Origin of the sequence: Embleya sp. NBC_00888 (assembly GCF_045207655.1) — a bacterium.
In the GTDB taxonomy this organism is placed as follows: Bacteria; Actinomycetota; Actinomycetes; order Streptomycetales; family Streptomycetaceae; genus Embleya.
The window spans coordinates 5,461,444-5,487,609 of sequence record NZ_CP108784.1 but is presented as its reverse complement, the minus strand read 5'-3'; the positions used below and the strand labels follow the sequence as shown (position 1 = coordinate 5,487,609).

Annotated in this window: 25 protein-coding genes, 2 tRNA genes and 1 pseudogene; 9 read left to right on the top strand and 19 right to left on the bottom strand. The window is 71.2% G+C overall.

Translation table 11 applies throughout. The annotated features are described in order from the left end of the window. The first annotated feature begins 12 nt into the window (after window positions 1–12). On the top strand, window positions 13–1,068 hold the full coding sequence (gene rsgA, locus OG948_RS23590; protein ID WP_406298391.1) for a ribosome small subunit-dependent GTPase A: 1,056 nt from the start codon (window positions 13–15) through the stop codon (window positions 1,066–1,068). A 31-nt stretch (window positions 1,069–1,099) separates the two neighbouring features. Here the strand turns inward: rsgA and OG948_RS23585 are convergent, their stop codons facing one another. Then, window positions 1,100–1,615, bottom strand: coding sequence for a DUF2231 domain-containing protein (locus tag OG948_RS23585; protein WP_406298390.1), 516 nt, complete (start codon window positions 1,613–1,615; stop codon window positions 1,100–1,102). A gap of 234 nt (window positions 1,616–1,849) precedes the next feature. Here OG948_RS23585 and OG948_RS23580 point away from each other — a divergent pair, with 234 nt between their 5' ends. Beyond that, window positions 1,850–2,626 (top strand): DUF4097 family beta strand repeat-containing protein, encoded by a 777-nt coding sequence (locus OG948_RS23580; RefSeq protein WP_406298389.1) that lies wholly within the window; start codon window positions 1,850–1,852, stop codon window positions 2,624–2,626. 50 nt (window positions 2,627–2,676) lie between these two features. On the opposite strand, the gene OG948_RS23575 is transcribed toward OG948_RS23580, so the two are convergent. The 4 genes from OG948_RS23575 to OG948_RS23560 all read right to left on the bottom strand — a co-directional run bounded on the left by OG948_RS23575 (window position 2,677) and on the right by OG948_RS23560 (window position 5,747). Then, window positions 2,677–3,222: a DUF2087 domain-containing protein gene (locus OG948_RS23575; protein ID WP_406298388.1), complete on the bottom strand. Its 546-nt coding sequence runs from the start codon at window positions 3,220–3,222 to the stop codon at window positions 2,677–2,679. Window positions 3,223–3,296: 74 nt separating this feature from the next. After that, a complete protein-coding gene (locus tag OG948_RS23570) occupies window positions 3,297–3,986 on the bottom strand; it encodes an HAD family hydrolase (RefSeq protein WP_395866234.1) in 690 nt (229 codons plus the stop codon). A gap of 19 nt (window positions 3,987–4,005) precedes the next feature. Next, on the bottom strand, window positions 4,006–5,115 hold the full coding sequence (locus OG948_RS23565; RefSeq protein ID WP_406298387.1) for a ferritin-like domain-containing protein: 1,110 nt from the start codon (window positions 5,113–5,115) through the stop codon (window positions 4,006–4,008). A gap of 104 nt (window positions 5,116–5,219) precedes the next feature. Further along, entirely contained in the window at window positions 5,220–5,747 is a 528-nt protein-coding gene (locus OG948_RS23560) for a hypothetical protein (RefSeq protein ID WP_406298386.1), read from the bottom strand. 193 nt (window positions 5,748–5,940) lie between these two features. On the opposite strand from OG948_RS23560, the gene hisN reads away from it, so the two are divergent. Continuing rightward, complete coding sequence (gene hisN / locus OG948_RS23555) at window positions 5,941–6,738, top strand: histidinol-phosphatase (RefSeq protein ID WP_395866239.1); 798 nt, start codon at window positions 5,941–5,943, stop codon at window positions 6,736–6,738. Window positions 6,739–6,920: 182 nt separating this feature from the next. Beyond that, window positions 6,921–7,322 (top strand): cyclic nucleotide-binding/CBS domain-containing protein, encoded by a 402-nt coding sequence (locus tag OG948_RS23550; RefSeq protein WP_395866241.1) that lies wholly within the window; start codon window positions 6,921–6,923, stop codon window positions 7,320–7,322. A gap of 337 nt (window positions 7,323–7,659) precedes the next feature. Here OG948_RS23550 and OG948_RS23545 read toward each other — a convergent pair. The 3 genes and pseudogenes from OG948_RS23545 to OG948_RS23535 form a co-directional block, all read right to left on the bottom strand. Next, a pseudogene (locus OG948_RS23545) lies at window positions 7,660–7,848 on the bottom strand (cation/H(+) antiporter); the annotation flags it as partial. Between the two features lie 259 nt (window positions 7,849–8,107). After that, entirely contained in the window at window positions 8,108–8,551 is a 444-nt protein-coding gene (locus tag OG948_RS23540; protein WP_406298385.1) for a hypothetical protein, read from the bottom strand. Window positions 8,552–8,700: 149 nt separating this feature from the next. After that, window positions 8,701–10,158, bottom strand: a complete 1,458-nt coding sequence (locus OG948_RS23535; protein ID WP_406298384.1) for a catalase — start codon at window positions 10,156–10,158, stop codon at window positions 8,701–8,703. A gap of 122 nt (window positions 10,159–10,280) precedes the next feature. Between OG948_RS23535 and OG948_RS23530 the strand changes: the two genes are divergently transcribed. After that, window positions 10,281–10,697: a Fur family transcriptional regulator gene (locus OG948_RS23530; protein ID WP_406298383.1), complete on the top strand. Its 417-nt coding sequence runs from the start codon at window positions 10,281–10,283 to the stop codon at window positions 10,695–10,697. 40 nt (window positions 10,698–10,737) lie between these two features. Here OG948_RS23530 and OG948_RS23525 read toward each other — a convergent pair whose 3' ends face one another. The 3 genes from OG948_RS23525 to OG948_RS23515 form a co-directional block, all read right to left on the bottom strand. Further along, a complete protein-coding gene (locus tag OG948_RS23525) occupies window positions 10,738–11,739 on the bottom strand; it encodes a hypothetical protein (protein WP_406298382.1) in 1,002 nt (333 codons plus the stop codon). A gap of 514 nt (window positions 11,740–12,253) precedes the next feature. After that, window positions 12,254–14,179: a tetratricopeptide repeat protein gene (locus tag OG948_RS23520; protein WP_406298381.1), complete on the bottom strand. Its 1,926-nt coding sequence runs from the start codon at window positions 14,177–14,179 to the stop codon at window positions 12,254–12,256. A 140-nt stretch (window positions 14,180–14,319) separates the two neighbouring features. Continuing rightward, a tRNA-Met gene (locus OG948_RS23515) sits at window positions 14,320–14,396 on the bottom strand. 318 nt (window positions 14,397–14,714) lie between these two features. Here OG948_RS23515 and OG948_RS23510 point away from each other — a divergent pair. Beyond that, window positions 14,715–14,987 carry a hypothetical protein gene (locus tag OG948_RS23510; RefSeq protein ID WP_406298380.1) on the top strand — a complete coding sequence of 91 codons (273 nt, stop codon included), beginning with the start codon at window positions 14,715–14,717 and terminating at the stop codon, window positions 14,985–14,987. 191 nt (window positions 14,988–15,178) lie between these two features. On the opposite strand, the gene OG948_RS23505 is transcribed toward OG948_RS23510, so the two are convergent. Continuing rightward, window positions 15,179–15,252 (bottom strand) — tRNA-Met (locus tag OG948_RS23505). A 109-nt stretch (window positions 15,253–15,361) separates the two neighbouring features. Then, window positions 15,362–18,394 carry a UPF0182 family protein gene (locus tag OG948_RS23500; RefSeq protein WP_406298379.1) on the bottom strand — a complete coding sequence of 1,011 codons (3,033 nt, stop codon included), beginning with the start codon at window positions 18,392–18,394 and terminating at the stop codon, window positions 15,362–15,364. 153 nt (window positions 18,395–18,547) lie between these two features. Between OG948_RS23500 and OG948_RS23495 the strand changes: the two genes are divergently transcribed. Next, window positions 18,548–19,099, top strand: coding sequence for a PPA1309 family protein (locus tag OG948_RS23495; protein ID WP_406298378.1), 552 nt, complete (start codon window positions 18,548–18,550; stop codon window positions 19,097–19,099). Window positions 19,100–19,121: 22 nt separating this feature from the next. On the opposite strand, the gene OG948_RS23490 is transcribed toward OG948_RS23495, so the two are convergent. The 4 genes from OG948_RS23490 to OG948_RS23475 form a co-directional block, all read right to left on the bottom strand. Next, window positions 19,122–20,174 (bottom strand): PDZ domain-containing protein, encoded by a 1,053-nt coding sequence (locus tag OG948_RS23490; RefSeq protein WP_406298377.1) that lies wholly within the window; start codon window positions 20,172–20,174, stop codon window positions 19,122–19,124. A 47-nt stretch (window positions 20,175–20,221) separates the two neighbouring features. Next, the gene (locus OG948_RS23485) at window positions 20,222–20,458 is read right to left on the bottom strand and encodes a hypothetical protein (protein ID WP_406298376.1); all 237 of its coding nucleotides are present in this window, start codon (window positions 20,456–20,458) and stop codon (window positions 20,222–20,224) included. A gap of 136 nt (window positions 20,459–20,594) precedes the next feature. After that, entirely contained in the window at window positions 20,595–21,017 is a 423-nt protein-coding gene (locus tag OG948_RS23480) for a molybdenum cofactor biosynthesis protein MoaE (protein ID WP_406298375.1), read from the bottom strand. A 149-nt stretch (window positions 21,018–21,166) separates the two neighbouring features. Continuing rightward, entirely contained in the window at window positions 21,167–22,369 is a 1,203-nt protein-coding gene (locus OG948_RS23475; RefSeq protein WP_395866266.1) for an NAD-dependent epimerase/dehydratase family protein, read from the bottom strand. Between the two features lie 263 nt (window positions 22,370–22,632). Here OG948_RS23475 and OG948_RS23470 point away from each other — a divergent pair, with 263 nt between their 5' ends. Continuing rightward, entirely contained in the window at window positions 22,633–24,099 is a 1,467-nt protein-coding gene (locus tag OG948_RS23470) for a zinc-dependent metalloprotease (RefSeq protein ID WP_406298374.1), read from the top strand. Then, window positions 24,096–24,626 carry an NUDIX hydrolase gene (locus OG948_RS23465; protein ID WP_406298373.1) on the top strand — a complete coding sequence of 177 codons (531 nt, stop codon included), beginning with the start codon at window positions 24,096–24,098 and terminating at the stop codon, window positions 24,624–24,626. The genes OG948_RS23470 and OG948_RS23465 overlap by 4 nt, the downstream gene beginning before the upstream one ends. Before the next feature lie 73 nt (window positions 24,627–24,699). On the opposite strand, the gene OG948_RS23460 is transcribed toward OG948_RS23465, so the two are convergent. Both OG948_RS23460 and OG948_RS23455 read right to left on the bottom strand, forming a co-directional pair. Further along, window positions 24,700–25,455, bottom strand: coding sequence for an AIM24 family protein (locus OG948_RS23460; protein ID WP_406298372.1), 756 nt, complete (start codon window positions 25,453–25,455; stop codon window positions 24,700–24,702). 22 nt (window positions 25,456–25,477) lie between these two features. Further along, entirely contained in the window at window positions 25,478–26,164 is a 687-nt protein-coding gene (locus OG948_RS23455) for an AIM24 family protein (RefSeq protein ID WP_406298371.1), read from the bottom strand. Window positions 26,165–26,166: the final 2 nt, after the last annotated feature.

Here is a 26,166-nt window from a genome sequence, read left to right as displayed (position 1 = left end):
GGGCTCGGGACGATGGCGGGACTCGGCTCCAACCGACGCAAGGACCTCGACGAGGACGACATCCGGATCCGCCCGGGCAAGCGCGGCTCGCGCCCGCGCACCCGGACCCGGCCCAAGCACGAGGACGCCCGCGAGGGCCGGGTGCTGACCGTCGACCGGGGTCGGTACACCTGCCTGCTGGAGGACGAGGACGCGCCGGACCGCTCGATCACCGCGATGAAGGCCCGCGAGCTGGGCCGCAAGGGCGTCGTGGTCGGCGACCGGGTCGGCATCGTCGGCGACCTCAGCGGCGAGGACGGCTCGTTGGCCCGGATCGTCCGGGTCGAGGAGCGCCGTAGCACTCTGCGCCGCACCGCGGACGACGACGACCCGTACGAGCGGATCATCGTGGCCAACGCCGACCAGCTCGCGATCGTCACCGCGCTGGCCGACCCGGAGCCGCGCCCGCGCCTGATCGACCGCTGCCTGGTCGCGGCCTACGACGCGGGCCTGGAGCCGCTGCTGGTGTTGACCAAGGCCGATCTCGCCTCTCCCGACGACCTGTTGGAGATGTACGGCGCACTCGGCGTCGAGTACGTGGTCACCAGGAGCGCGTCCGACTGGGACCTGAACCCGATCCGCGCGCGCCTGGCCGGCAAGATCACCGTCTTCGTCGGCCACAGCGGAGTCGGTAAGACCACCCTGGTCAACGAGCTGGTCCCGGATCACCAGCGCGCGGTCGGACACGTCAACGAGGTGACCGGCCGCGGCCGACACACCACCACGTCGGCGCTGACCCTGCGGCTGCCCCCCTTCGCGGGCGAGGCGGCCGAGCCCGGCGAGGGCCGCGGCTGGGTCGTGGACACCCCGGGTGTGCGCTCGTTCGGACTCAACCACGTCGACCTCAGCCGGGTGATCAACGCGTTCCCCGACCTCGCGGCGGGCACCGAGAACTGTCCGCGGGCGTGCTCGCACGACGAGCGGGACTGCGCGCTGGACGCGTGGGTCGAGGCCGGGCACGCGGACCCGGCCCGGTTGTATTCGCTGCGCCGGCTGCTGAGCACGCGCGAGCGCGACGAGGGCGACTGACTCCGGGTGTCGCCCCGGGGGTCCGCGCGGGTCAGCGCGGCGCCGCGAGGCTGTTCTGCACAGTGGGTTCCCAGACCGCCTTCGAACCGGACTCGCCCACCCGCACCACCTGGACGACCGCGAGCACCGCGGCCACCACGGTCAACGCGGCCACGATGGGGACCACGATCGGCGGTATCGTCCGCGGCCGGAAGGTCGCGGCGGCCCGATGCCGGGCGACCAGCAGCAACACCAGCGTGACGCCGAGCAGGCCGAGCGCGTACCAGAGCATGTCCGCGCCCCGGTCCACGTGCGTCTGCACGGCGGCGTTGCGCGTACCGTCGCCGAGCCGGTCCAGTCGGGCGAGCAGCTTCTCGCCGCTCTCCTTGGCGACGAAGGTGGTCAGCGCGGCGGCGGCGTCCAGGCCGACCACCCACCACCCGGCGCGCAGCAGCCAGGACCGGCGGACCGCCACGAGCACGCTCGCGATCGCCGCCACCGGCACGATGACCACCGCCAAGTGCACGACCAGGACGTGGAGGGGCAGGCCGGAGACGGTGTCGAACATGAAACGGCACTCCTAAGCGGTCGGGACCCGAGGGCGGGAACGACCCTCGCACAGACCAACGGCTCCCAGAGTGCCCGGGTTCAGCGGGTGTCGAACACTCGCCCCGCCCGACCCGTCACGGTCCGCTCAGGGGGGCCAGCCCTACCCCCGGTTCGGGTGACCGCCGGATGCCGGGCCCGGGCCCGCCGCTCATACAGTTTGGGCAGCTTCGGATCACCTGTCGGGGAGAGTGTCATGAAAAGGCCGCTACGGACGTCATTGATCTTCTTCGGTGGGGTGTTCGCCATCGGAGGGATCCTGCTGGCGGCGTGGACCGGGATCACCGTGCTCTCCAGCCACGACGTGCGCGACCAGAAGGCCTTCGCGCTCGGCAGCGGCGATCTGGTCATCGACACGGACAACGGCGGGGTCACCCTCGAACCGGGTGAGCCCGGGAAGATCACCGTGGACCGCAAGGTCACCCACAGCATCAACGGCCCCGACCCGAGCTGGACCCTGGTGGGCAACCGGCTCGAGCTCCGCCTGCACTGTCCGGGCTTCGTCAACGTCAACTGCGAGGGTTCCTACCGGATCAAGGTCCCGCTCGACGTGCCGCTGCACGTCTCCACGAACAACGGCCGGATCAGCGCGAACGGGCTGCGGCAGGACATGCGCTTCGATACCGACAACGGCGGCATCGACATCAGCGACAGCACCGGGAACCTGACCCTGGGCACCGACAACGGCGGCGTCTCCGTGGCCCGGGTGAACGCCGGCCGGATCTCGGTGGACACGGACAACGGCGGCGTCCGCCTGCGCCTGGACACCGCGCCCACGAACGTGAAGGTACGCACCGACAACGGCGGCGTCCGGATCAGCGTGCCCGACGACGAGAACACCTACCGGGTCTCCACCAAGACCGACAACGGCGGAGTGCGCAACGACGTCGACAACGACCCGCGCTCGAACCGGGTGATCGACGTGGCCACGGACAACGGCGGGATCGACATCGAGCGGGTCCCGGCCCGCTAGACACAGCGCGCGGGCTTCGGCCCGCCGAACCCATCGCGCGGGCGGGCCGTTCAAACCACGAACGACCCGCCCGTGCGCCAGTACACCCCGCCCTCGCGGCCGAGGAAGCCCTCGTCCACGAGGTGCCTGCGCAGCGCGGCGTGGTCGTCCATGAACCGGTGCAGCGTCTCCTCGATCTCGGCCTCGTCGTAGCGCACACCGGGTTCGAAACTGCTCGCGACGTGATCGAGGACCACCAGCCGCTTGGCCCGCTGCACGGGCAATTGGCGGACCCGGCCCCGGGCGAGGTAGGTGCGCAGCACCGCCGCCTCGGCGGGGCCCCGGTCGGCGAACGCGTCGTCCGGTTCCTCGCCCATCCCGGCCGCGGCCTGGGCGAGCGCCTCGGGACACGCGTGCCAGCCGTCCCCGGCCCGCGCGACCAGCCCCACCGACTCCAGCCGGGCCAGCGCCTTGATCGCCTCCCGGAGCGAGAGCCCCGTGCGATCGGCGATATCGGAGCTGAGACGGGCCTCCAGCACCAACGCGGCGAACACCTTCAACCGGGTGTCGTCGGCGAGGAGACGGAGCAGTTCCGCAGGTTCGTCGGCCGGACCCATGTCTCCAGGGTAGGACGTCGGGCTCCGGCCGGGACGCGTTGCCGGACAGGATCACCCGGATGCCCGGGGCACGGTCAGTCGCCGCGTACGCCCAGTTCGTCGATGTGCGCGAGCAGGTCGCCCGGCTCGTCGTAGACCCGGAAGGCGTGCGCGCGTTCGAGCTCGTCCGCGCCGTAGCCGCCGGAGAGCAGCCCCACGCCCAGCGAACCCGCCCGGCGCGCGGCCAGCAGGTCCCAGATGCTGTCCCCGACCACGACGCACTGGGCCGGGTCGACCCCGAGCTTGGCGGCGCCGGCCAGGAACAGGTCGGGGTCCGGCTTGGCCCGGGCCACCTCGTCACGGGTGACCATCGCCAGGTCGGCCGGCGCGCCGAGCTTGGCCAGCATCGGTTCGGCGCCGGCCCGCCGCCCGCTGGTGGCGATGGTCCAGGGGATGCCCACCCTGGTGAGGTGGCGCAGCAGCTCCGGGGCACCGGGCAGGGGCTCCACGAACGGCACCCGAGCGGCGTAGTTGCGCCCGTGCGCGTCGGTCAGCGCCTCGACCTGCTCGGGTGACAGGTCGATGCCCGTCTCGCGCTGGATGCCCTTGACGAACAGCCCGCCGCTCATCCCGACCTTGCGGTGGATCCGCCACATCGCCAGGTCGATGCCCGCCTCGCTGAGCGCCTCCTGCCACGACATGACGTGGTGGTAGACGCTGTCGACGAGCGTGCCGTCGAGGTCGAAGACGAAGGCGGGCGGACGGGAACGCACAAGATCGGTCATACCGAAAATCTAGCCCGCTCTAGTCCTGAGCGCCCAGGTCCACCATGTCGGTGACCTCGGCGGCCCGGGCCCGTTCCTCCGCGCGGATGCGCCGGTCCCGGTCCAGCGCCTCGGCCTGGTCCTCGTCGTCGCGCATCATCCGCTCGACGTTGGAATCGCCCATGTCCAGCACGCCCATCTCGGCGAAGGTCTCCCGCACCCTGGGCCCCCACAGGCCGATGTCCTTGATGCACGGCACGATCCGACTGAACAACAACCGGCGGAACTCGCGCAGGTATTCGGAGTTCTCGGTGGCCTCGCGCGCCTCGACCTTGTCGATCTGGAAGTTCTCCCACACCTCCTCGTCGCGCAGCCGGTCGCGCATCAGGTAGCAGCCCTCGACCACGAACTCCTCGCGCTCGCCGCGCTCGGCGTCGGTCAACTCGCGGTAGTAGTCGCGCAGCGCCATCCGGCCGAACGCGACGTGCCGGGCCTCGTCCTGCATCACGTAGGCCAGGATCTGCTTGGGCAGCGCGACCGTGGTCAGGTCGCGCAACATCCCGAAGGCGGCCAGCGCCAGCCCCTCGATCAGCACCTGCATTCCCAGATAGGGCATGTCCCAGCGGGCGTCGGACAGCGTGTCGTCGAGCAGCGACTTCAGGCTCGGGTTGATCGGGTAGTACAGCCCGACCTTGTCCTTGAGGAAGCGCGCGTACACCTCGGCGTGCCGGGCCTCGTCCATCACCTGGGTGGCCGCGTAGAACTTCGCGTCCAGGTCCGGGACCGACTCGGCGATCCGCGCGCTGCAGATCAGCGCGCCCTGTTCGCCGTGCAGGAACTGGCTGAACTGCCAGGCGATGGCGTGCCGACCCAGCTCGTCGCGCTCCCGCTGGGACATCATGTTCCAGCTCCGGGTGCCGTACAGCGTGTGCAGTTCCTCGGGCATGCCCAGCGGGTTCATCGGGTCCACCGGCAGATCCCACTCGATCCGCCGGGCGGCGTCCCACTGCTTGTCCTTGCCCTTGGCGTACAACGACAGGAGCCGGTCGCGGCCCTCGTCGTACTCCCAGTTGAAGCGGGCGGCCCCCGACGCGGGGACCTCCCAGACGGTCATGTCGGCGGGCAGCGCGTACAGGTCGTGCGTCGACACGGGCGTTCTCCTCGCGGCAGACGTGTGACGTGCGGGCGGCGGTAGCCGTGTACCGCTGTCCTACGCCCTCATCGCGCGGACCGGAACCCCTTCGGGACGATCGATTACCAGCGAGTAGCCTGACCGGTCCGCGATCCGCCCTTCGCCTCGGCCCTGGGCGCCCCGGCCCCTTCCCCGCCCGGCACCGGGGGCGGCGTGCCCGGCTTGGCCGGTATCGACACCGCGGTCCTGGCCTGCGCCGGGATGGCCGCGGCGGGTCCGGCAGCGGTGCCCAACCGACTGCGCAGCCGCTGCCGGCGCCGGCCCAGCGATCGGGTCGCGGCGGGATTGGCCCGGCGCACCTCCTCGGGCAGCGCGAACCACACCTCGACGACGGCCAGCGCCTGCGGCCGCTCGCCCGCGCGCTCCAGCAGGTCGGCCGCGCGCTCGTAGGTCCACGCGGTGCGCATCTCGGCCCCGACACCGTGCAGCAGGGTGCCCAGTTCGCGCAGATCCTCGCGCTCGAAACGGTCCGCGAGCGGGGTGCCCTCCAGCGTCCAACCGTCCAGACTTCGACGCGGTTGGACGAGACCGGGTCCCGGTACGGCCTCTTTGCCGTGTGTCGCTCTGCGCCCGACCCCGAACAGTGCCATCGCGGTCCCGCACCCCCTCCGCCATCGACTCGTACTCGTAACACGCGCACGACCGACGAACGGTTGTCGACTGTCGCCGGCCGCGCTTCCTTGTCTGCCTAACGAGCGTACGAGGCCCCGGCGACGGCGCGTAAGTGTGTCCCTGCGCGCGGGGCGCGCGGACACCCGGGCGAGCCGCCGGTACTGTTCGCTCATGCCCGGCTATGACGACGACCTGCGCTTCGCCCACGTTCTCGCGGACGCCGCCGACGCGACCACCATGGACCGCTTCAAGGCCCTCGACCTGCGGGTCGAGACGAAGCCGGACATGACCCCGGTCAGCGACGCGGACAAGGCCGCCGAGGAGATCATCCGGCATCAACTCGGGCGCGGTCGGCCGCGGGACGCGGTGCTGGGCGAGGAGTTCGGCTCGAGCGGCCACGGCCCCCGGCGCTGGGTGATCGACCCGATCGACGGCACCAAGAACTTCGTCCGCGGCGTACCCGTATGGGCGACGCTGATCGCGCTGATGGACGGCGACGAGTCGGTGATGGGCGTGGTCTCCGCGCCCGCGCTGGGTCGCCGCTGGTGGGCCGCGAAGGGCGCGGGGGCGTGGACCGGCCGCAGTCTGTCCCAGGCCTCGCGCTGCCGGGTGTCGAAGGTGGCCGCGATCGAGGACGCGTCGTTCGCGTACTCGAGCATGGGCGGTTGGGAGGAGCGCGGCCGGATGGACGACTTCCTGGACCTGACCCGGGCCTGCTGGCGCACCCGCGCCTACGGCGACTTCTGGTCGTACATGCTGGTCGCCGAGGGCGCGGTGGACATCTGCGCGGAACCCGAGGTCAACCTGTGGGACCTCGCGCCGCTGTCGGTGATCGTCGAGGAGGCGGGCGGGCGGTTCACCTCGCTCGGTGGCGCTCCGGGTCCGGCCGGTGGCACCGCGGCCGCGTCCAACGGCCTGTTGCACGACGAGTTGCTGGACCGGCTCGGCGACCCGCACGGGCACGCCTGAGCGGATTCCGACGAATCGTCGGGTCCCACCCGAGCTACTCCCTTCGAGTGAGTTGCCCGCTATACCTTCCCTTGACCTTCCCGGGCATGTGACCATGTGAAAACAGGGCTTGTGAACTTGTGAATTCTTTCTCGAGCACACCCCCCGCCCTGACATCCACGCCCCGACGGAGGTGGTGTCACATGTTCGTCCGCGACGGCATGAGCACGATCGTTCTGACCATCGGCCCCGCCCACACACTCCGCGCCGCGGCGCGCCTGATGTCCGCCCGCCAGATCGGCGCCGCGGTGGTGATCGACCCGGACACATCCGGTCTGGGCATCCTGACCGAGCGGGACATCCTGATGTCGATCGGCGCGGGCCAGGATCCCGACACCGAGTTCGCCGGCGACCACCTCACCTCGAACGTGGTCTTCGCGACCCCGTCGTGGACCCTGGCGGACGCGGCGGCGGCGATGACGCGCGGCGGCTTCCGCCACCTGATCGTGCTCGACGGTTGCGACGTGCTCGGCATCATCTCGGTCCGCGACATCGTGCGCTGCCAGATACACGAGGCCCAGCGGACCCAGGAGTTGGTGGGCTGAGCGCGGCGGGCGACCGGTCGCGGCCCGGTCGCCCGCGTCGGCCTCAGCCGACTCGCTCCCCGACGGCGCCCTCCCGGGCCCGGAACAGCCGGGCGGGCAACGCCCGTTCGAACACGCGCGAGTGGGTCGCGGCGAGCGGCCCGAGCACCGCCATCACCAGCACATAGCCCGCGATGAACGGCGCGAGTCGCGCGTCCAGACCGCCGGCTCCCGCCGCGAGGGCGGCCAGGACCAGCGCGAACTCGCCTCGGGACAAGATCGTGAACACCACGTTCGAGGCCTGCGACCGGTCGAGTTCGCAGATCCGCGCGGCGGCCACCCCGGCGACACCGTTGAGCAGCAGGAAGACCAGGCCGATCGCACCGAGCAGTTGCAGGTCGGCCGGGTTGTCGACGAGGGCGATGCCGGGGGTGTTGGGGCCGAACAGGATGCCGGCCGGCATGAACAGCGGGATGGTCGGCAGCCCGATGCGGGCGCCGGTGCGGGCGAGGATTCCGGCGGCGAGGAATGCGCCGCCGAGTGCGATCAGGGCCTCCGCGAGATGCACGAAGATCACCGTCCTTCCGGGGCGGTGGTCGGGTCCGGGCGTCGTCGGGGACGGCTGGCGTCGGCTGGGCCCGGTCCGGCGGATCCCGGTGGATCGGGCCGCGTCGTGAGCGCAGCGAGGAGCCCGAAGGGCGGATGCCGTGCGTCGGCGTGCCGGAGAGGCAGCCGCACGGTGGTTGCATTCGGCTGTTTCTCCGGTGCGGCGAGGCGCGGTGCCAGGCGGCGCGGACCGACCGGGATCAGCCGGACAGGGCCTGGGGCCGAGCGTCAGGTCCCGGCGCGGACCGGTGGTGCTCGTGCGGGAGGCGGGCGCGGGCCGCGGCCGGCGGGCGGATCGGTGCGCGTCCCGGCGACGGGCGGCACGGGGTCGGCCGCGGCAGGCACGCGCCGGCGGCGACGAACGTCGCGAGGTCGGGGTGCGGGTACGGGTCCGCCTCGGGCCGATCGAGTTCGCCGGCCGCGGGCAGCGCGGAGGTCGCCGAGGCGGGTCGGCAGTCCTGGGGCCGTTCGGGGCCGGGCGACCCCCCGGGCACCGGGGTCGCGTGCACGTTGGCCGCGGCCACCGGCAACGATCCACCGGCTCCCTCGCCCCGGGCGAACCCGGCACCGAAGGCGGCCACCAGGGAGAGCACGAAGAGCAACGCGACGACCGGCGCAGACCGGCGGTTCGGCCGCTGCGGCACACGTGCTCCCCTCCGTCCGGCGGGGCGCGTTCGATCGACTTGGCGAAAACTTTACCATCCGACGATCGGCGGGCCGGATCCGCGTACGAATGAGCGCCGCCCGGTACCGATTCGCGGCTCAGGTACCGGGCGGCGGTTCCGGGGGGCGATCAGGCGCGCAGGTCCTTCACGGCCGCCGCGATCCGGTCGCCGTAGGCCTGGTCGGCGGCCCGGAAGTGGCCGACGACGCGGTCGATGATGTCCTCTCGCGAGACCTGCGCCAGGAAGCCGGAGATGTTGGCCACCAGGCGGGCCTGCTCGTCCGCCGACATCAGCCGGTACAGGTCGCCCGCCTGCGCGTAGTCGTCGTCCTGGGCGTGCGCGGGGGCCTCGTGGGTCCCGGTCGCGCCGGCCACCCCGGTCGGCGCCCACAGCGGCACACCGCTCTCGTACGGGCCGCCGAAGCTGTTCGGCTCGTAGTTCTTGGCCCGACCACCGGGGTTGGTCGCCATCTGCCCGTCTCGCCCGTGGTTGCGGGCGACCGTGGCGCGCGGCGCGTTGACCGGGAGCCGGGTGTGGTTGACGCCCACCCGGTAGCGGTGCGCGTCGCCGTAGGCGAACAGCCGGCCCTGGAGCATCTTGTCCGGGCTGGGGCCGATCCCCGGCACGAAGTTGGCCGGGTTGAACGCCGCCTGCTCGACCTCGGCGAACACGTTCTCCGGGTTGCGGTCCAGGGTCAGCCGACCAACCTCGATCAGCGGGTAGTCGGCGTGCGGCCACACCTTGGTCAGGTCGAACGGGTTGAACCGATAGGTCGCGGCCTCCGCGACCGGCATGATCTGCACCTTCAGCGTCCACGACGGCGCGACGCCGGCGTCGATCGCGTTGAGCAGGTCGCGCTGGTGCGAGTCGGCGTCGGCGCCCGCGAGCGCGGCGGCGGTCTCGGCGGTCAGGTTCCTGATGCCCTGGTCGGTCTTGAAGTGGTACTTCACCCAGAACGCCGCACCCTCGGCGTTGACCCACTGGTAGGTGTGCGAGGAGAAGCCGTCCATGTGCCGGTACGACGCGGGGATGCCGCGGTCGCCGAACAGCCACGTGACCTGGTGGATGGCCTCGGGCGAGTGCGACCAGAAGTCCCAGACGTTGTCGGCCTCGTGGATGCCGGTGTACGGGTCGCGCTTCTGGGTGTGGATGAAGTCCGGGAACTTCAGCGGGTCCTTGATGAAGAAGATCGGGGTGTTGTTGCCGACGAGGTCGTAATTGCCCTCCTCGGTGTAGAACTTCACCGCGAACCCGCGCGGATCGCGCACCGCGTCCGCCGAGCCGAGGTTGCCGGCGACGGTGGAGAAGCGGGTGAACACCTCGGTACGTCGGCCCGGTTCGGCCAGGAAGTGCGCCCGGGTGAACCGGGACACGTCCGCGGTGACCTCGAAGTGGCCGAACGCGCCCGAGCCCCGGGCGTGCACCACACGCTCCGGGATGCGCTCGCGGTTGAACCGGGCCAACTTCTCGATCAGGTACTGGTCCTGGAGCAACAACGGCCCGCCGGGGCCCGCGGCCTGGCTGTTCTGGTTGTCGGCCACCGGTGCGCCGGATTCGGTGGTCAGCGTGTTCGGCTGCTGCGACATGGTCTGCGTCTCCCCTGGCGTTGCTCGTGCTGCGGTCCGACGCCCAACCTAGAGCCAAGTTTGGACTTTGTCCAGAACAGTATTTAGACCAGTTCCAATCATGGACGTGTATCTTCGTTCCCATGAGCGACCTTCCGGAGCGACTGCGCGCGCGGGGATGGCGCCTGACCGCGCAGCGTCGTGTGGTGGCCGAGGTGCTGAACGGGGACCACGTGCATCTGACCGCCGACGAGGTGCACGCGCGGGCCGGCGAACGACTGCCGGAGATCAGCCGGGCGACCGTCTACAACACGCTGGGCGAACTCGTCCTGCTCGGCGAGGTGCTGGAGGTGGGCACCGACGGGCGCGCGAAGCGGTACGACCCCAACGCCCGCATCGCGCACCAGCATCTGGTGTGCGGCGCGTGCGGGACGATCCGCGATGTGCATCCGGACTGCGACCCGGTCGCCGGCCTCCCCGAGGCCGAGCGCTTCGGCTTCGACGTCTCCGGCGCCGAGATCACCTTCCGCGGCATCTGCCCGGACTGCAAGCGCCCCTGAAGCGGGGACCCCGGCGCCCGGGCCGGCGCCGGGGCACGGGTCAGGGGGACGTGGTCCGGCGGACCAGGTGGACCGCGCCGGCCCGGGCCGCCCGGCGCAGCGCGGACCGCTCCGCGTCCAGGTGCGCGTGCAGGATGTCCAGGTCCTCGTCACCGCCGCACTCGGCGAGACCGAGCAACATCCCCGGCGACGCCTGGGCACGCAGGAAGTCCCGGTAGGCGGCGGCCGGATCGGTGCCCCCGGCCCGCAACCTGCGCCGCGCGGCGTCACGCACCTTGGGCGAACGATCCGCCAGGGCGCCCGCGAGCGCGGCCGGTTCGGTCCCGGCCGGCAACACCTCGACCGCTCGCTCACGCACCCTCGGGTCGGGCACCCGCAGCAGCCGCAACGCGACGTGATGCCGGTCCCGACCGCGCAGGCGGGCCAGCAGCGCATGCCCGGCGGCGGTCCGGCACGCGTGATCCGCGTCCCGCAGCGCGATCGCCAACAGGGCCGCCTCGTCCAGGAGTTCAACTCCCAGGCGACGCACGCTCGGCTCCTTCTCGGCGGCCAACGCACGACCCACGGCGTCCTGACGCGGATGTGCGAGCAGCGCCTGGCGATAGGCGTCCAGCACACCCTTGGACCGGGCCCGCCCACTGAGGGCGTCGAGCACGGGTACCACCGCCCGCACCTCGTCCGGCTCGTCGTGCCAGCGCAGCGCGGCCAACGCCCGCTCGCGCACCGAGTCCACCCAGTCGTCGGTGCGCAACGCCAGGAAGACCGCGGCCAACGGCCCGGGCTCGGCCGCCAGCCGAACCACCGCCTCCTCGCGCAGCCCACCGTTCTCGTCCATGCTCGACACCGCGGCCACCAACGGATGCGGACGCGTACGCAACAACACCCGGGCCGGCCCCAAACCGCCGAGCACCCCCACCGCCGACCTCGGCCGAGCGGCCCGATCCACCCGCACGAGGGTGCCCGCGGACAACCCGACCACCCGCGCCACGACCGCGTCCAGGTCCCCGTCCCCCGTCAGCGCCACACCCCGCAAATACGCCACCAACTCCCCCGGCCCACCACCTCGGGGCCACTCCCCCACAACAATCCCCGCGTCCCCGACCCCCCGCCCCCGCCACAACCGCCCACGCCCCATAGCCCGCCTCCCGTCAAACCCCGAACCCATCCCCCAGCCCACCACACCCCCGCCCCCAACAACCCACCGCCCCCACCAAATCCACCCCACTCGCCCCCCAACCACAACAACCCACCCGACCACACCAAATCAGCCTGTCCGGCGCTTGAGGCCCCCCGACCCGGCAACACCCAGCCCGGCAACCCACCCCGACCGCACCACAGTCAGCCCGTCCGGCGCTCGAGGACACCCGAAAACCGCAGCGCACCCACCAGACCCACCCAAAATCCAGCCCGTCCGGCGTTTGAGGACACCCAACCCAGCACAACACCCAACCGCAGCCGACCCACCCGACCACACCAAATCAGCCCGTCCGGCGTTTGAGGACACCAAAGCCGCGCAACACCCAGCCGCAGGCCAACCCACATCGCGGAGCCAACGGTCAACTCGCCAGCGACTCCGCACGAAACGCGTCGAGCAGCCGCTGCGCCTTCGCCGCGACCTCCGCGGGACCGTGCTCCACCGCCGGCCCACACCAGTGCTCCGCGTCGGCCAGATCCCCACGCCGCAGCGCCAACACCACCAGCCGCAACGCCGCCCGCCCGTGCCCTCCGCGCGCCGCCACCGTCAGCCACGGCTCCGCGCCCTCCGGGTCCCCGTGCCGCAGGTGCAACAGCGCCAGGTTCCACGCGCCCGAGACACTGCCCGCCTCGGCCGCGACCTTGAACCGCCGCGCCGCCGACTTGTCCTCGCCGCGCCGCGCACACAGCACCCCGCAGCGCAGCGCCGCCGTCACGTGCCCCGCGTCCGCGGCCACCCCGTACCAGCGCTCCGCCTGCTCGCCCGCCCCCGCGTCCGCGAGCATCGCACCGAGCCGAAACGCCGCCGTCGGCCGGTCCGCCCGCGCCGCCGTCTCATACGCGCGCGCCGCCCCCTCGGCATCGCCACGACGCTCCAGCAACAGCCCCAACTGGAGTGCCGCGTCCGCGTGTCCGGCCTCCGCCGCCCGCTGCCAGCACGTCTCGGCGGCGTCGTCGAGACCGTTGCGCGAGTGCAGGATGCCCAGGTTGTACGAGCCGTCCACGCTGCCCGCCTCGGCGGCCCGCGCGAACCATATCCGCGCCTCCTCGTCGTCCCCGCGCTCCAGCAACAGCCCGGCCAGCGCGTTGGCCGCGTCCCCGTGCCCCGCGTAGGCGGCCATCCGGAACCAGCGCTCGGCGCCCGCCACATCCTCGTGCTCGGCGTGCAACAGGCCCAGGTTGAAAGCCCCGTTGCACTCGCCCGCCGCCGCGGCCCGCTCGTACCACCGGGCCGCCTCACCGGCGCGCCCACCGGCGGCGAACCACGCCCCGAGCGCGTTGGCCGCCGTACCGTCGCCGGACTCCGCGGCGACCTGCCACCACCGCACCGCGCCCTCGACGTCGCCCGAGTCCTGCAACAGGAACCCGAGCGCCCGGGCGCCCTCGGCATCGCCCTCCTCGGCCGCGAGCCGGTACCACCCGATCGCCTCCGCGGTATCCCCCGCCCGCTCCAGCGAGGTCGCCAGCCGCACCGCGGCCCGCACATGCCCGCACGAGGCCGCGCGCAGGAACCACGTCGACGCCGCGCGCTCGTCGTCGCGCTCCTGCCCCATCCGGCCGAGCCGATAGGCCGCCTCGGGATGCCCCGCCTCGGCCGCCCGGCGATACCACCGCTCGGCCCCGGCCCGCCCGGTCAGCTCGAAGAACTCGCCCAGCGTGAGCGCGGCCCGCACATGCCCCGACTCGGCCGCGTTGCGCAGCCAATAGACGCCCTGCCCGGACAGATCGTGGTACTCGCCCACGCCCGCGCCGGCACCCGCCCGCGCCGCGTCGGCCTGATCCAGCAGCAGCGCGCCGAGCGAGAACGCCGCGATCCGGCTGCCCGCCTCGGCCGCCCGGTGCCACCACAACGACGCCGCGTCGTCCCGCCCCTGACGGTGCATCAACACGCCGAGGTTGGTCGCCGCGCCCCGGTGTCCCGCCTCGGCGGCCCGGTGCAACAACTCGGCGGCCTCGTCCTGTTCGCCCCGCTCGAGCAACATCAGCGCGAGGGTGTTCGCGGCGGAGGGGCTGCGGCCGGCCCGCTCGCGATAGCGTCGCTCGAGTTCGGCCGACTCGTGTCGATCCAGCGCCTCGTGCCCCTCGACGCTGCCGCCGGGACTACGCCGGCGCGGTCGGAACGGAACCAGGACCGCGTAGTCGTCGGGATGCGCGGGAGCGGTCGCGGCAGCGGCTCGACCGCGGTCCAGGACCACGGTGTCGGGGCCCTCCGGCACCGCTTCGAAGACGTCCGGATCCGGCGGTGGGTGCTCCCCCCGCCGTCCGCGATGTCCCTTCCACGCCCCCATGAGTCCATCGTGGCATCTCGGGCCACATCCATGCAGTCGCGATTCGGCAACGACCCACCCGACTCGGACCGAATTGTGGCGGAACACACCTTGTCGGCGCACGCACGAAGGGCCCGGTCGTGAGACCGGGCCCTTCGATGTGGTAGCGGGGACAGGATTTGAACCTGCGACCTCTGGGTTATGAGCCCAGCGAGCTACCGAGCTGCTCCACCCCGCGTCGGTAGACCCAACTGTACGACAGCGCCCCGGGGCAGGCAAATCCGCTCCGAGGCGGCCCCGGGCACCCGACCCGGCGCCTTCGACCCGCGCGCATCGGCACGTCCCCCGGGAGAGCGGCCGGATTCAGACCATGGGGTGAACATGCGCGCGCCCACCCCGAGCCCCGCGTGCTTCCCCTTTGACAGCAATTACCCCTGGTTGCCCAGGAGTTCGATTGCGCCACAACCGGGTTGCCGGCCAATCCGAAACACGATCGGGTCTCGACATGGGGCCGGAAGCCGTCACGGCGTCCCCCCGATGGGGTACGGTCTGCGTCGTGGTCATATCAGGAATGGACCATCCGAGCATGCCGCGCCGAGTCCCGGTTCCGCCGATGGACGTAGGCCGAAGCGGCGTGGGCGAGCGCCTCGAGCGGCACCTCGCCCTCATCGGCCATGCCACGACGCAGGAGACGGCGAACAGCCTCGAATCGGCCGCCATCATCCAGAGCCTGGCTCCGCGCAACGATCAGCGCGGCACCCATCGGCTGGCACGCGTGACCCTGATGGCTCCGCTGCGCGCCAAGCGCCGCCGCCAGATCGCGCTCTAGTCCGACACCCTCAAGTCCGTGCGCCTCCGCCCGACTCTCCGAGTCGGGTCATGTCCCGATCCGGATCACGGCCGACCCGACCGATCCGGCCCGCGGGCATCGAGCAACGCGGCACGACCCGCAACTCCCGGCACACACAACGCGAGAGGCCCGGTTCCCCAAGGAACCGGGCCTCTCGCGTTTTCATCGAGTAGCGGGGACAGGATTTGAACCTGCGACCTCTGGGTTATGAGCCCAGCGAGCTACCGAACTGCTCCACCCCGCGATGCGTTGTGCCTTGAGCTTACGTGACCCGAGGCCGCACACCAAATCGATAACGCGACAGGCCCGCCCCCGGAGGGGACGGGCCTGCGTCACGCGTCACGCACCGGCGGTCACGGCTTGGGCGCCGTGGAGGCCGGTGGCGTCCCGCTCGCGGGCGGCGTCGACGCCGGCGGGGTGCCCGCCGGCGGCTGCGCCGCCGCCTGCTCGGCCGCGATGGCCTTGTTCACGGCGGCCTGGAGCCGCTTCTGCGCCTCGCCGTACTTGGCGAAGTCACCGGCCTTCATGGCCGCGTCCGCGTCCTTGAGTGCCTGGTTGGCCTCATCCAGCGCCTGCTTGACCGTCGGGTTCTCGGTCGTCGGCGGCGGCGTGGTGCCGGTGCCCGGCGGGGTGCCGGTGGACGGCGGCGTACCGGTGTCGGTCGGTGGCACCGTCGTGGTCGGCGAGCCGCTGAACACCTTGCTCAGGGCCTGATCCAGAGTGTCCTCGAAGGCGATGCTGCCGCCGTAGGAGACCAGCACCTTCTGCAGCACCGGATACGACCCGGCGGCGTTCGCCTGGACGTACACCGGTTCCACGTACAACATGCCGCCGCCCACGGGCAGGCTCAGCAGGTTGCCGTAGACCACCACCGAGTCACCGCGCTGCAGGATGTTGATCACCTGGGCGACCGCGGCGTTCGACTTGAACTGGTTCTGCATCTGATCCGGACCCAGGATCGCCGTGTTCGGCGGCAGACTCAGGAGTCTGATCTTCCCGTAGCCCGGTGACCCCGGTTCGGAGTTCACCGCCATGAAGGCCGCCAGGTTCTGCCGTTCCTTCGGCACGAACGTGCTGGTCAACTGGAACGACTGCTGCGCGTCGGGCGCACCGCCCGGCGTCGCGGACGGCATCTTCATCGACAGGTAGTACGGCGGCTGGTCGCCCGAGCCCGGCACCCGGCCCGTCGGGTCCTTGGGGACCTTCCAGAAGTCGGAGCCGTTGAAGAACGTGCGCGGGTCGGTCACGTGGTACCGGGTGAGCAGATCACGCTGCACCTTGAACAGGTCCTGCGGGTAGCGCAGGTGCTCCATCAGGGTGGGCGGGATCGTGTTCTTCTTCTTGATCGTGTTCGGGAAGGCCTTCATCCAGGTCTTCAGAACCGGGTCCTGCTCGTCCCACTGGTAGAGCTTGACCGAGCCGTCGTACGAGTCGACCGTCGCCTTCACCGAGTTGCGGATGTAGTTGACGTTGCCGGTGTTGCCGACCGCCCCCCGGGCCCGGTCCTCCGCGTTCAGCGAGTCCGCGGTGGCGTCGCCCAGCGTGGTGCGGGTCGCGTACGGATAACCGTTGCTGGTCGTGTACGCGTCGACGATCCACTGCACCTTGCCGTCTATCACCGCCGGATACGGGTCACCGTCGATGGTCAGCCACGGCGCGACCGCCTCGACCCGCTCCTTGGGCGTGCGGTTGTACAGGATCCGGGAATCCTTGTTGATCGTGTCGGAGAGCAGGATGTTGCCCTCCTGGAACTTCGTCGCGTACAGCAGCTTGTTGAACATGCCGCCGATCGGGACGCCGCCCTTGCCGTTGTACGTGTAGGTGGCCTGGCCGGACGCGGTGTCGGTCGGGTAGTCCACCTCCGTCGGCGTGGTGTTCTTCGGCGCGCCCACGATCGAGTACTCGGTGGTCGACTCGCCGAAGTAGATCCGCGGCTGGTACGGGCCGAGCGGGCTGGGCGTCTCCGCCTCCTGCGCGTCCGTACGGATGTTGCCCTCGATGTAGACGGGCTTGCCCTCGCGGTCCACCCGGGTGCCCTCGGCCGCGACGACGCCGTAGCCGTGGGTGTACTTGGTGTGGTCGTTGACCCAGTTGTGGCTCTGACCACCCCTCGGGTTGAGCTCGCGCAGCGCGATCACGGTGTCCTGCATCTTGCCGTCGATCATGTAGCGGTCGACGTCGAGCGTGGTCTGGAAGCCGTAGTACTGCCGCAGCTGCTGCATCTGATTGAACGTCGGCGAGACGATGTTCGGGTCGAGCAGGCGGATGCTGGCCGTGTTCGCGGCCTGGTCCTTGAGCTCGGGCTTGGCCTCGACGTTGCCGTCGTACCTCTCCGGCTCCACCTTGTCGATGCCGTACGCGTCGCGCGTCGCCTGGATGTTGCGCTCGATGTACTTGGCTTCCTTGGCCTGCTGGTTCGGCTTGACCTGGAAGCGCTCGACGATGGCCGGGTACAGCCCGCCGATGAGCACGGCGGAGAGCACCATCAGGCCGAAGCCGATGATCGGCAGCGCCCACGTGCGGCGGAAGACGTTGACGAAGAACAGCGTCGCGCAGATCAGCGCGACGATGAACAGGATCGTCTTGGCCGGCAATACCGCGTGCGCGTCGGTGTACCGCAGGCCGGTGAATTGCGAGGCCTGCTTGAAATCACCGGACGAGACCGCGAGCGAATAGCGGTCCAGCCAGTACGCGACGGCCTTGAACAGCACGAAAAGGCCGAGCAGCAGCGAAAGATGCGCCTGCGCGGCCGGTGTCGCCCGCGACCCCGGGCTCTGCACCCGAAGTCCGCCGTAGAGGTAGTGCGTGATCACCGCGAGGACGAGGCCGACGACGACCGCGACGAACGCGAAATTGATCAGGAACCGATAGAACGGCAGGTCGAACGCGTAGAACGAGACGTCCTTGTGGAACTGCGGGTCCTTGGTCCCGAACGAGACCCCGTTCACGAACTGGAGCCACGTCTTCCACTGTCCCGACGCCGACGTGCCGGCGATGATGCCGATGATGACCGACAGGCCGATCAGCAACCACGTGCGGAACGGGGTGATGGCCGACCGGTATCGGTCGAGACTCTGCTGCTCCAGCGACATCCCGCGAAAGGCCGGGCGCAGTCGATAGGCGACATACACGTTGGCGCCGACGGCCCCGGCCATGAGCAGACCGAACACCAGGAACAACCCGATGCGCGTCCACAGCTTGGTCGTGAATACGTTTCCGTAGCCGACCGACTTGTACCAGAGCCAATCCGTCCAGAAATTCGCGAACAGCACCCACGCGACAACGATCACCACGAGGATGGCCAGCGTCAGGAGCAGGGTTCTGGACCTGCGGGACGGAGCTCCCATTCTGATCCGACGGCCACCTGAGCCGCCTCGTTCGGGCATCTGAAAAACCAAGGGTGCGCACCTCGATCATTACCTGGACGCGCCCGGTCGGCGCTCGATGGGTCAACTTACCGAGACAGGACGTGGTTCCCCACAGACACGGCCGATACAGGCTCGTGATCCGCCGTGGGGTGAAGACGGGAAGATGGGGCCATGACCGTTGCACTCACCCAGGCCCTCGTCGAGATCGAACGCCACGTGGCGGCGTACGGCTGGGACCAGCAGGCCCGCCTCTACGCGCTCGTGGACACCGCGGAATTGGCCCGTACCGAACCCGACCTCGCGGCACAGCTCGGCTTGTCCGCCGACCGTGACGCGCCCATCGACACCCTCACTCCGATCGAGCAGGAGGAAGTCCCCGAGAACGTCGCGATCGACGAGTTCCTGGCCAGTATCGCGTGGCCGGAAGCGGTGCTCGGCTGCGCGCTGGTGGTCGAGCGGCTGATGTTGCCGCCGGCCGCCGAGGCGACCATGCCCGCGGTGGGCAGCGATCGGGAGATCCACGAGTGGGTGGCGTCGCACCCGCAGCGGCAGGAGGTCCGGCTCGCGGTCGGCGTGCTGCGCGACGGCTCGCGCGAGTCGGCGGTGCGGCTGCGGGACAAGGACGACGACTCCGAGGTGCTCTCCGGCGCGGATCTGGTGCCGGGGCTGGCCGAGGCGCTGCTGGCCACGTTCGGCGAGGGAGACGAGGACGAGGACCGATAGTCCCCGAGGGGGTCCGCACCGGTCACGCATGACATTCCGTCAGCGTGCCCTGGCCGGTGCGGATCGTCTCCAGGGCCTTGAGCGCGTCGTCCAGGGTCTCCACCTGGATCAGGGTCAGCCCGCCCGGCTTGGTCTGCGCGGCGGCGGCGCAGTTGGCCTTGGGCGTCAGGAAGTACTTCGCGCCCTGCCGGCGGGCCCCGATGGTCTTCATCTGGATGCCGCCGATCGCGCCGACCTTGCCCGCGTCGTCGATGGTGCCGGTGCCGGCCACGAACTTGCCGCCGGTCAGGTCGCCGGGGCTGAGCTTGTCCACGATGCCGAGCGCGAACATCATCCCCGCGCTCGGGCCGCCGACGTCCTCGAGGTGGATCTCCACCTTGAACGGGAACTTGGGCAGGATGCCCGGCGTGATGCCGACCAGGGCCCGGCCGTCGTCCTCGGCCTTGCGGGTCACCACCTGCACGTCGCGCCGGGTGCCCCGGGCGTCCGCGGGATCGACGGTGAGCGTGACGCTCTCGCCGGCCTGGTGCCTGGTGATCGCCGCGGCGACATCCTCGGGCTTGCCGATCGGCGTCCCGTCCACGGCCAGGATGATGTCGCCGGCGTGCAGCTTGCCGAGCGCGGGCGCGTCCTTGGCCACCGTGGACACGATCACCTGCTTCTCGATCGGGATGCCCAGCGCCGCGAACGCCGCGACCTTGGCGTGCTCCTGCGACGAGCTGAACTCCTCGGCGTTCTCCCGCTCGACCTCGGCCGCGGACTTGTCGTCGGGGTACAGCGACTTCTTGAGCACGACGTCCGAGTCGCCCTTGACCCAGCCGGCGAGCGCGTCGAGCAGCGGCATGTCGTAGGACTTGTTGGTCACCGACACCGTGGTCATGTTCAGGTGGCCGCTGGTGGGATACGTCTCGTGGCCCGAGATCTCGATGACCGGCTTGCCGCCTTCGTCACCGAGCGTGTTGTACGTGGGCCCGGGGCTCAGCTCGGCGTAGGGCACCGGCGCGAACAGGACGGCGCAGGCCAGGGCCAGCAGCAACAGCCCCGAGACGACCAGTGTGGCGGTGCGGCGCGACATGCGCCCGACCCTACGGCACCCGGGTTTTCCCGGTGCGGCCCGGGCCGTCACGGGGTTTCGCAGCCCGGTTCCTGGGCCGGTCCCGCGACATCGTCGGGGGTGGGTTCGGATTGCACCGGGGTCGCCGTGCGGACCCGGTCCAGGGCCGCGCTCCATTCCGCGAAGTCGGACATCGACTCGTGCATGCTCGGCGTCCGGAAGGACCGACAGGTCCACGCCGCCCAGCAGACCGCGAGCACGAGCGCGACCCCCGGAATTGCCCACCACCACGCGACAGACGCCATGACGTACTCCGTCCACAGGAGGGGGAGGGTGACGGCTTAAATCATATGTATGTGGTGGAGATGGTGCATTTCCGCCGCTCCGAGGTGGGTGTGACCTCGGGGACGGGTGGGATCGGAGCGGGTGTCCGGGCCGGGTTCAGCAGGCGCCGACCCAGTCCGAGTCGCCGTCCACGAAGTGCTGGAGCTTCCAGATCGGCACCTCGTGCTTGAGCTCGTCGATCAGCCGCCGGCACGCGGTGAACGCCTCCGCGCGATGCGGGCAGGAGACGCCGACCACGACCGCGAGGTCGCCGATCTCCAGTCGGCCGACCCGGTGCACCGCGGCCATCGCGCGCACCGGCAGGTCGGCGGCGATCTTCTCCATCACCCGACGCAGCTCGGCCCGGGCCGAGGGGTGCGCGGAGTACTCCAGCGCGGTGACCGAGCGTCCACTGTCGGCGTTACGGACCGTACCGACGAACAGGCTCGTGCCACCGGCCGACGGGTCGCCGAGCGCGGCGAAAACCTCGTCGACGGACAACGGCGTGTCGCGGATCTCGGCGATGCGGATGACGTCCATACCGGGCAGTATCGCGCGCGACCGGTCGGGGGCGATCATCCCGGTCCCCTCGCGCACGTGTGCGCGCCGTCCGCGAGTGCCGGGCCCGCCCGCCCGGCACTCGCGGACGGGCCGCTCGCGGACGGCGAGGTCGGCGAGGTCGGCGAAGGTCAGAAGCCGCGGCGCCGGCGCCGAACCTTGCGCACGATCGCGGCCGTGCCCACCAGGGCCACGGTCGCGCCCGCCGCGCCGAGCGTGGTGGCGTCCTTGCGGCCCAGTCGGCGGGCCACCAGCGCGTGCCGCCCGTCGACGTCCTCCAGCAGCACCGCGAAGGCCGCCTCGTTGGTCCACACCGGGCGCCAGCCCGCCGCGCGCAGCCGCTCGGAGGGCACCACCCAGCCGTGCATCGTGTACGCGAGGTCGCCCGCCGGCGCGGGCGTGATGCCCAGTCGGTGCAGCCGTTCGGCGGTGCCCAGGGCCAGCGACGCGGGCAGCTCCATCCGGCGCATGCCGGACAGCTCCTCGATCTCCTCCTGTTCGAGCCAGCCCTCGGAGCCGACGGTGACCACACCCTCGACCCGGCCCAGCGCGGCGAACTCCAGCGCGGAGGCCAGGTCGTCGAGGTGGCAGAACTGCCAGCGCGGCTGCCCGCCGGAGACCACCAGCAGGCGCGGCGCCTCGAAGTGCCGGGTCATCACGCTGTCCGCCTCGGGCCCGCCGACCAGCGTCGCCGGGCGCACCACGGTGACCTTGACGTGCGGGTGGGCGCGCGGGGTGCGCTCGGCCAGTTCCTCGATCTCCAGCAGATCGCCGACCAGCGACGCGTCCGCCGTCGCGCGCAGCGGCGCGTCCTCGGCCAGTGGTACGGCGTTGTCCGGCAGCGCGCCGTAGACCATCGCCGAGGTGCACAGCACCACCCGGGGCACCCGGGCCGCGGCGGCGGCGGTCAGCACGGTCTGGGTGCCGCGCACGTTGCGGGCGCCGCGGGCGCGGGGTTCGGAGTCGAGCGACATGTCGAGCGCGAGGTGCACCACCACGTCCACGCCCTCCAGCCGACCGGCCAGGGCGGGGTCGCGGACGTCCATGATCCGCCACTGTGCGCCGGGAATCTCACCGCGCCGCTCGTCGATCGCGATCAGACGTTTGACCTGGTCGTTCGCGGCCAGAAGGGACGCGACGCGATGACCGAGGCCGGCCGCGGCACCGGTGACCGCGATGACCGGGCGCACCCGGGGCACACTCTTGTCCGAGGGCTGGTCCGAGGCCGAGGGAATGGGCTCCGGAGCGGTCTCCGAGGCATCGGTCCCGGTGCCATCGCTCGTGCTCTCCCGCCCGCTCCGCCCAGAGCGAACGCGTGGGGGCTGGGAACTCACTGGCGGTCTCCCGTGGTTAGTTTGGTACGAGCGGTTCGTCAAGAAAGGTACGCGCGACTGCTTGCCTTTCCTGTCAGTGTCCGCGATCCATCCTGCCGGAGGTGTTGTTGTGATCTTCACGCCAGGCGCGTTTCGGCCTTCGCGCGGCGTCGCCTCCGACCGGGACGGCGGACCGGCCGAGCGAGACGAGGTAACCGTGAGTCAGCATCGAGTGGTCGGGCCCGAGGGCACCACACACCTGGACAACGTAGAGGGGCCCCACCATGGCTGACTTCCCCTTCGGCTTCGGCAAGCCCTCGGGCGACGACGATCCCGATCGCCCCGGCGGCGGTTCCGGCGGCTCGAATCCGAACGACCCGTTCGGCTTCGGCGCGGCCGGCGGTGACCCGAACAACCCGTTCGGCGCGCTGTTCGGGCAGATGAACCAGGCCGACCTGGGCGCGGCCTTCCAACAACTGGGCAAGCTGTTGTCGTACGAGGGCGGCCCGGTCAACTGGGACCTGGCCCGCGACATCGCCCGGCAGACCGTGGCCCAGCAGGGCGACGCGTCGATCGGCGCGGTCGAGCGGTCGGGTGTCGAGGAGTCGGTGCGGCTGGCCGAGCTGTGGCTGGACGAGGCCACCTCGCTGCCCTCCGGTGTGCACACCACGGCCGCCTGGAGCCGCTCCGAGTGGATCGAGGCGACGCTGCCCCAGTGGCGCGCGCTGGTGGAGCCGCTGGCCACCCGGGTGGTCGCGGCCATGGGCGAGATGATGCCCGAGGAGATGCAGAGCATGGCCGGGCCGCTGCTCGGCATGATGCGCGGGATGGGCGGCGCGATGTTCGGCGCCCAGGTCGGGCAGGCGCTGGGCGCGCTGGCCGGCGAGGTGGTCGGCTCGACCGACATCGGGCTGCCGATCGGGCCCGCGGGCAAGGCCGCGCTGTTGCCGGCCAACCTGACCGCGTTCGGTGAGGGCCTGTCCGTGCCGCAGGACGAGGTGCGGTTGTACCTGGCCCTGCGCGAGGCCGCGCACCAGCGACTGTTCGCGCACGTGCCGTGGCTGCGGCAGCACCTGTTCGGCGCGGTCGAGGCGTACGCGCGGGGCATCAAGGTGGACATGAGCAGGCTGGAGGAGGCCGCGGGGCGGATCGACCCGAGCAACCCCGAGGCGCTCCAGGAGGCCTTCTCGCAGGGTCTGTTCGAGCCCGAGGAGACGCCGGAGCAAAAGACCGCGTTGTCGCGTCTGGAGACGGCGCTGGCGCTCGTGGAGGGCTGGGTGGACGCGGTCGTGCACAGCGCCGCCGCACCCCGGCTGCCCTCGGCGGGCGCGCTGCGCGAGACGCTGCGGCGGCGGCGCGCGACCGGCGGTCCGGCCGAGCAGACCTTCGCCACCCTGGTCGGCCTGGAACTGCGCCCGCGCCGGTTGCGCGACGCGGCGCGGCTGTGGGCCTCGCTCGCGGACGCGCGCGGCGTCGACGGCCGGGACGCGGTGTGGCAGCACCCCGACCTGCTGCCGACCGCCGACGACCTGGACGACCCGGACGGCTTCGTGCACCACGCCGAGCTCGACCTTTCCGGCCTGGACGCCGAGCTGGACGCGGACCTGGACAAGCTGGAGTCGACCGGCGACAAGCCCGGCGACGACAAGGCCGGCGACGAGCAGGCAGGCGACGACAAGCCGGCCGGCGAGCCGGGTCGCGGCGAGGACTCGAAGGGCGAGGACGACGGGAAGAAGGGGCCCGGCGCGTGAGCCTACGGCTCGACGCGGTCGACGTGCTGTCGAAGTGGAACGCGCCCGACGACCGTGCGGACCGACTGCGCGGGGCGTACCTGGAGCACCTGGCGGCGCACGAGGACGGCATGCTCAAGGCCTGTCGGGACGGGCACGTGACGGCGAGCGCGGTGATCGTGGACGCGGACCGGGCCCGGGTGCTGCTCACCCTGCACGCGAAGATCCGCATGTGGTTGCAGACCGGCGGGCACTGCGAGCCGGTGGACCGCACGCTGGCCGACGCGGCGCTGCGCGAGGCGCGCGAGGAGTCCGGGATCGCCGGGCTGAGCCTGCTCGCGGGCGGTGCGCCGGTGGGCCTGGACCGGCATCACACGCCGTGCGCGGTGCACCTGGACGTGCAGTACGTCGCGCTGGCCCCGCCCGGCGCGACCGAGCTGATCAGCGAGGAGTCGCTGGATCTGCGCTGGTTCGCGTTCGACGCGCTGCCCGCCGACACGGACGACGCGGTGCGCGCGCTGGTGGCCCGGGCCCGCGAGACGGTCTGAGCCGCGCGAACGCCACGAGGGGCGCCCGACCGTCGACGGTCGGGCGCCCCTCGGCGTACGTGTTCCCGGATTGCTACTGGCCCCAGGTGTTGCCCTGGACTCCGCCGTTCTGGCCCAGGCCGCGGTTGGCCAGGTAGCCGCCGGAGGAGATGAAGTCGACGGGCGGCAACATCTCGCTGGGCTGGACCACCACGTAGCCCTCACCCATGAAGGCCATGTTCCAGCCCTCGCCGGTGCCCCGGCGGCGTCGGTAGATGCGCGCCGAGTTGGTCTGCGCCTGCATGCTGATCGACAACCGGGTGCTCCACGCGATCACCGCGTCGGCGTCCGCGAACACCTCGGTGCCCTGGGTGACCCGCATGATCAGCGGCTTGCCCGAGGTCATCAGCGCGATCTTGCCGTTGCCGCTGATGTCCAGGTTGTAGGAGCCGGCGCCGGCGACCGACTGCGCGCTCTCGATCGCCACCACGTTCCAGCTCAGCGAGCTGTCCAGGGCCAGCACGTACTCGCCGTCCACGGTCAGGCCCTCGAAGTCGAGGTCGAGTACGTGGATCGACTGGGCCATGTTGGCCAGCCACATGGTGCCGGTGCCGTGGGCGCGCATCAGGTTGAGCTGTTCACCGGTGGCCGCGGCGGCCTGGCGTTCGGCGCCGGAGCGCATGTTGCCGTCGAAGTCGATCGCGCCCTGGTAGGCGACCATCGAACCGACCCGGGCCAGACAGTGGTCGGGCAGCCCGTTGCCGAGCTGGACCTTGAGCATGTGCGGGTTCTGCAGACTGAACCGCTCGGGCGTCTGCACGGGCGCGTGGCCGAAAAGCGAGCTTTGCACGGTATTCCTCCTTCGCTCGCGGTCAGCCGCGCACGTGGAAACGGTCGGTGGCGTCCTCGGCCGGCTGCACGACGACGAAGCCGTTGCCCTTGAAGGACACCTGCATCGCCTCGCCGGAACCGCGCCCCACGATGCCGCCGAGCCGCATCGAGCGCTTGGTGCCCACCTTGAGGCTGGTGCTCCACGCGACGAGGGCGTCCGGGTCGACGTAGGTCTCGCGTTCGGACGGGTTGAGGACGACCGGCGTGCCGCGCGTGGTGATCGCGACCCAGCCCTGGCCGGACAGCTCCATGTTGAACAGGCCGTTGCCGCTGAACTTGGCGGTGACCCCGCTCACCATCTTGATCCGGTGTTCCAGGTTCTCGTCGAACGCGAGGATGTTGCTCGCGTTGACCGACAGCCCCTCGTTCGGGTTGAGCTGCATGATGGCCACGTCCGCGCCGTAGTCGGCGAAGTAGATGTCGCCCTGGCCGGTGCACTTCATCAGTTGCATGCGCTCGCCGGTGATGCCGCCGGTCATCCGGCGCTGCATGCCCTGGCCGTGGCCCTCGAAGCGGATGTAGCCCTCGTAGGCGATCATCGCGCCCTGCTTGGCCAACACTCCCGGCGAGTTGGGCTGGATGTTGACCCGACAGATCTTGTTGCCGTGCGCGCTCATCCGAGCCTGGGGTGCGGTCTGCCCGTACGCGGCGATCAGTTGCTGATCCATGT